Origin of the sequence: Streptomyces sp. 8L (assembly GCF_020176795.1) — a bacterium.
In the GTDB taxonomy this organism is placed as follows: Bacteria; Actinomycetota; Actinomycetes; order Streptomycetales; family Streptomycetaceae; genus Streptomyces.
Genome location: NZ_JAIUKE010000650.1, coordinates 1 through 5061, shown reverse-complemented (window position 1 = coordinate 5061; position 5061 = coordinate 1). Strand labels below are relative to the sequence as shown.

3 protein-coding genes are annotated in these 5061 nt (G+C 72.4%); 1 reads left to right on the top strand and 2 read right to left on the bottom strand.

Going from position 1 to position 5061, the window contains the following annotated elements; genetic code table 11:
• Positions 1–470, top strand: a 470-nt coding sequence (locus LCE31_RS36505; RefSeq protein ID WP_225022242.1) for a cysteine hydrolase family protein, incomplete at its 5' end; no start/stop codon positions are given.
• A gap of 114 nt (positions 471–584) precedes the next feature.
• Here LCE31_RS36505 and LCE31_RS36500 read toward each other — a convergent pair.
• Positions 585–3602 carry an alpha-mannosidase gene (locus LCE31_RS36500; RefSeq protein ID WP_225022241.1) on the bottom strand — a complete coding sequence of 1006 codons (3018 nt, stop codon included), beginning with the start codon at positions 3600–3602 and terminating at the stop codon, positions 585–587.
• Positions 3603–3740: 138 nt separating this feature from the next.
• On the bottom strand, positions 3741–4994 hold the full coding sequence (locus LCE31_RS36495) for a glycoside hydrolase 5 family protein (RefSeq protein ID WP_225022240.1): 1254 nt from the start codon (positions 4992–4994) through the stop codon (positions 3741–3743).
• Between the last annotated feature and the right edge of the window lie 67 nt (positions 4995–5061).

The following is a 5061-nucleotide window of genomic DNA, read 5'->3' as shown; positions in this document are numbered from 1 at the left end:
CCCTGGGCACGGCACGCGCCGCCGGGATTCCGGTCATCCACGTCGCGCTGCGACTGCGCCACGGACACACCGACGCCCACCCCCGCAACAAGATCTTCGGCGCCCTTCCCTCCCACCTCTTCACGGCGGACGACCCCGGCGCCGCCATCCACCCCGACGTGGCCCCCGCCGACGGCGAGATCGTCGTGTACAAGAACCGCGTCAGCGCCTTCGCGGGCAACAACCTCCAGCAGATCCTGACCGCCCAGGACATCGACCACCTCGTCCTTGCGGGCATCGCCACCGGTGGCATCGTGCTGTCCACCGCCTTGCAGGCCTTCGACCTCGACTACCGGATCACCGTTCTGTCCGACGCCTGCGCCGACCCCAGCCCCGCCCTGCACGACAGCCTCATCACCGACATCCTCGCGAAGCGCGGGGAGATCGCCACCACGGACGCATGGCGGGAGAGCCTCAAGGCCGCCGCCTGAGCGCCCACTTCCCGTACCGCCGTGGACGACGCGGAAGGGCGGGCCCCCGGCTCCGTGCCGGAGGCCCGCCCTGTCGCCCTGTCAGGTCCTTGCCCGTGCTGTCCTCGCGCGTGGTCAGCCGCGGGTGAACCGCAGGGTGCGCAGTTCGAACGGCCGCAGTGACACCGTCACCACCCCGCCCGTGCGCTCCGGGGCCGGCGCGTCGGCGAGAGGCCGCTCCAGCAGGTCCGTGGCGCGCACGCCGCCGACGGGGAAACCGGCCGTCAGCGTCGCCGTGGCCCGGCCGCCGCGCGCCTCGTGGAAGCGCACGACCACATCGCCGCTGCCGTCGTCGGCGAGCTTCACCGCCGTGACCACCACCGCGTCGTTGTCGACGGCGACGAGCGGCGCCACGTCCCCGCCACCGGCGATGCGGCGCTCTGGCAGGTTGACGCGGTAGCCCTCGCGTACGGCGTCGGCGATGGCGGCGCCCGGCACCAGCGCGTGGTGGAAGCGGTGCACGCCCTGGTCGGTCTCCGGGTCGGGGAAGCGCGGGGCGCGCAGCAGGGACGCGCGTACGGTGGTGGTCGTGCCGCCGTCGTCCGCGCGTACGGTACGGGTCACATCGTGGCCGTACGTCGAGTCGTTGACGAGCGCGACGCCCCAGCCCGGCTCCTCCAGGTGCACGAAGCGGTGGTTGCAGGCCTCGAACTTCGCCCACTCCCAGCTGGTGTTGGTGTGCGTCGGCCGGTAGACATGCCCGAACTGCGTCTCCGACGCGTACCGTTCGGCGTGCACGTCGAACGGGAAGGCCAGCTTGAGGAACTTCTCCGTCTCGTGCCAGTCGACCTCCGTCTCGATGTCCAGACGTCCGCTGCCCGCCGCCAGTGACAGCGTCTGCGTGACCCTGGACGCGCCGAAGGACCGTACGACCCGCACCGAGGACGCGTCCTGGAGCGCCGTCAGTTCGTCCAGTGCCGTGAGGTCCGTGCCGGTGTTGCGGTAGAACGCGTCGACATCCCAGGCGTCCCACTGGTTGGGGAAGTCGGGGTGCAGCTGGAGCAGGTTGGCGGCCTGCCCCGGCGCGATCGCCTCGCGGCCCGTCTCGATGTCGTACGCGGACACGACCAGGCCGCGCGCGTCGATCTCCACCCGCAGCAGGCCGTTGTCGAGCACGAAGCCGCCGTCGGCGCGGGCGCCCACCGCCGTGGGGCCCGCCACGGCCGGCACGGACGCGCCGCCCGCGGGCACCCCCTCACGCGTGTGCGGGGCGCTGTTGAACACCAGCGGCTGTTCGCCCGTGCCCGCGAGGGCGCGCTGCGCCGCGTCGATGATGCCGTTCAGTTCCTCGGCGAGCTTCGCGTATGTGGCGCGGGCCTCGCGGTGCACCCAGGCGATGGAGGAGCCGGGCAGGATGTCGTGGAACTGGTGCAGCAGCACCGTCTTCCAGATCCGGTCCAACTCCTCGTACGGATAAGGGAATCCGGACCGTACCGCAGCCGTGGCGGCCCACAGCTCGGCCTCCCGCAGCAGGTGCTCGCTCCTGCGGTTGCCCTGCTTCGTGCCCGCCTGGCTGGTCAGCGTCGCCCGGTGCAGCTCCAGGTACAGCTCACCCACCCACACCGGCGGATTCGGGTACTCCGCCTCGGCCTTCGCGAAGAAGTCCGCGGGCTTCTCCCACTTCACCGCGGCCGAACCGTTCAGGTCCTTGAGCCGGGCGGCCTTGGCGACCATCTCGCGCGTCGTACCGCCGCCGCCGTCGCCCCAGCCGGTCGGCGCGAGCGAGTGGCGTGCCACGCCCTTGTCCTTGAAGTTCCGCTCCGCGTGGGCGATCTCGCTGCCCTTCATCGAGCAGTTGTAGGTGTCGACGGGCGGGAAGTGCGTGAAGATCCGCGTTCCGTCGATGCCCTCCCAGTCGAAGGTGTGGTGCGGGAACGTGTTGGTGGCCGACCACGAGATCTTCTGCGTGAGCAGCCACTTGGAGCCGGCGGCCTTGATGATCTGCGGCAGGCCGGCCGCGAAGCCGAACGTGTCCGGCAGCCACGCCTCGTCGTTCTCCACCCCGAACTCGTCCAGGAAGAACCGCTTCCCGTGCACGAACTGCCGGGCCATCGCCTCCGACCCCGGCATGTTGGTGTCGGACTCCACCCACATGCCGCCCGCCGGTACGAACCGCCCCTCGGCCACCGCCTTGACGACCTTCGCCCACACCTCGGGCCGGTGCTCCTTGACCCACGCCCACTGCTGCGCCTGGGACATGGTGAAGACGAACTCCGGCTCGTCCTCCAGCAGCGCGGTCATGTTCGAGGTCGTACGGGCCACCTTGCGCACGGTCTCGCGCAGCGGCCACAGCCACGCCGAGTCGATGTGCGCGTGCCCGACCGCGCTGATCCGGTGCGCGGCCGGGTGCGCGGGCTCGGCGAGCACGCCCGCCAGTTCGGCGCGCGCAGCGGCCGCGGTGCCGTTCACGTCCTGGAGGTCGACCGCGTCCAGGGCTCGGTCCACGGCCCGCAGGATCTCCCAGCGCCGGCTGCCCTCCACCGGCAGCTCGGCCATCAGCTCGCCCAGCACCTCCAGGTCGATCACCAGCTGCCACACCGTTTCGTCGAACACGGCGAGGTCCATCCGGGCGATCCGGTACAGCGGGTCGGAGCCCGCGGTCTCCTTGTCGCCGAGCGGCGTCGGCAGGAAGGGGTGGTAGTCCAGCAGGACCGGGTTGGACGCCGCCTCGATGTGCAGTCGCACGTCCTCGCCGCCCTCGGCGCGCTCGGCGACGCGCACCCACTGGTTGCGCGGGTTGAGGCCCTTCACCGGGGTGCCGTCCGGCCGGTAGACGAGCCCCTCGCACTGGAAGCCCGGCATGTTCTCGTCGAAGCCCAGGTCGAGCAGGGCCTCGACGGTACGGCCCGCCCACGCGGCGGGCACCGTTCCCCGCACCCGGAACCAGCTGGTGCCCCACGGCGCGCCCCAGCGGTCGCCGACCGAGACGGGGGACGGCTCGGCGGCGAGGCCCTCGGCGACCGGGACCGGTTCGCCCGGCGCGGTCCATACCGCCACCTCCATCGGCACGGCCTCGGGGTAAACGGCGGGCCTGATGCGCTCGTCGAGGACGCGCTTGAGACGGGCCTCGACCAGAGAGCGGTCGTCATGCATGAGAGGCGGCTCCATTGCTGGTGCTGGTGCTGGTGCTGGTGCTGGTGCTGGTGCTGGTACGGCGGTGCTGGTCCTGGTAGGTACTGCTGGTACTGGTACGGCGCTGCTGTCGGGTGCCGGCCGTCTTGTGGTGCCTGCTCAGCCTGTCACAGCGTCCGGGGCGAGGACCTCGGTGATCCCCCGCTGTGCCAGGTGGAGCCTGTCGTCGGCGCGGCTCGCGAGCACCGTGGTCGGCCGGACCCCGTCCGCGCACAGCCGCGCGAACGCCTCGAAGACGGCGCCACCCGGCGCGCACACCGAGCGGTGCGGCGCGGTGTCGTCGTCGCCCGCGTCCACGATCAGCGCCGTGGTGCGCGGCGCAGGGGTGTACGGGTGCGCACGCCACTCCCGCGCGGCCCGTGCGACGGCTTCGCCGGCCGGCTTGACCTCACGGTCCGAGGTCAGCAGCCCGAGCCCGTACTCCAGATCGGGGAAGTCGGCGAGGGAGCGCGAGACGTCGTGGGAGCACCACCAGGTGACGCCCCACAGGTCCGCGCAGTCCAGCGCGCCCGCGAGGGTCGCCGAGGTGAACTCGGCCGCGTGCTCTGGCGGGATGAGCGGCGCGGGCGCGCCGACCTCCTGGAGCCACACCGGCCGGTGCGGCTCGGCCGCCCACGCCTTGGAGAGCTCGACCAGATAGGCGGCGTGCCGGACGGTCGCGGTGCCGTCACGGCCGTGGCGCTGCGCCGTGCCGTTGAACACCCAGGAGTGCACGGCGGTCATCGCGCCGAGGCGGGCCGAGTGCGCGGGCGTGAACGGCTGGTCGTCCTGGTACCAGGCGGCGTCGTACTCGGCGTGCAGGTGCGGCCGGCCGGGGGCGCCCTCCTCGCAGGCGGCGAGCAGCCGCTCCAGCCAGGCGCCCGCCTGCCCGGCGGTGATGCGGTCCGGGTCGGGGTGCGGGCCCGCCGCGAACTGCGCGACCTCGTTGCCGAGCGTCATACCGATGAAGTTGGGCCGGTCGGCGAGCGCGGCGGCCAGGGTCCGCAGGTAGGCGGCCTGGCCCTCGACCACGTCCGCGTCGGTGAAGAGGTTGCGCCGGTGCCAGGTCCGCGTCCAGGCGGGCAGGAAGTCGAAGCTGGACAGATGGCCCTGGAGGCCGTCCACGTTGACGTCGAGGCCGCGCTCGGCCGCCGCGTCGGCCAGCTGGACGAGCTGCTCGACGGCGCGCGGGCGGATCAGCGTCCGGTTGGGCTGGAAGTACGGCCAGATGGGGAAGACCCGGATGTGGTCGAGGCCGAGCGCGGCGATCGAGTCGAGGTCGGCGCGTACGGCGTCGAGGTCGAAGTCGAGCCAGTGGTGGAACCACCCCTCGCTGGGGGTGTAGTTGACGCCGAAGCGGACCGCAGGGGGCATGACGTTCCTGGTTCTGTGGAGCGGAGGCGCGCGGTGGGAGCGCGGGGTGGGGGAGACGGTGTGGGGG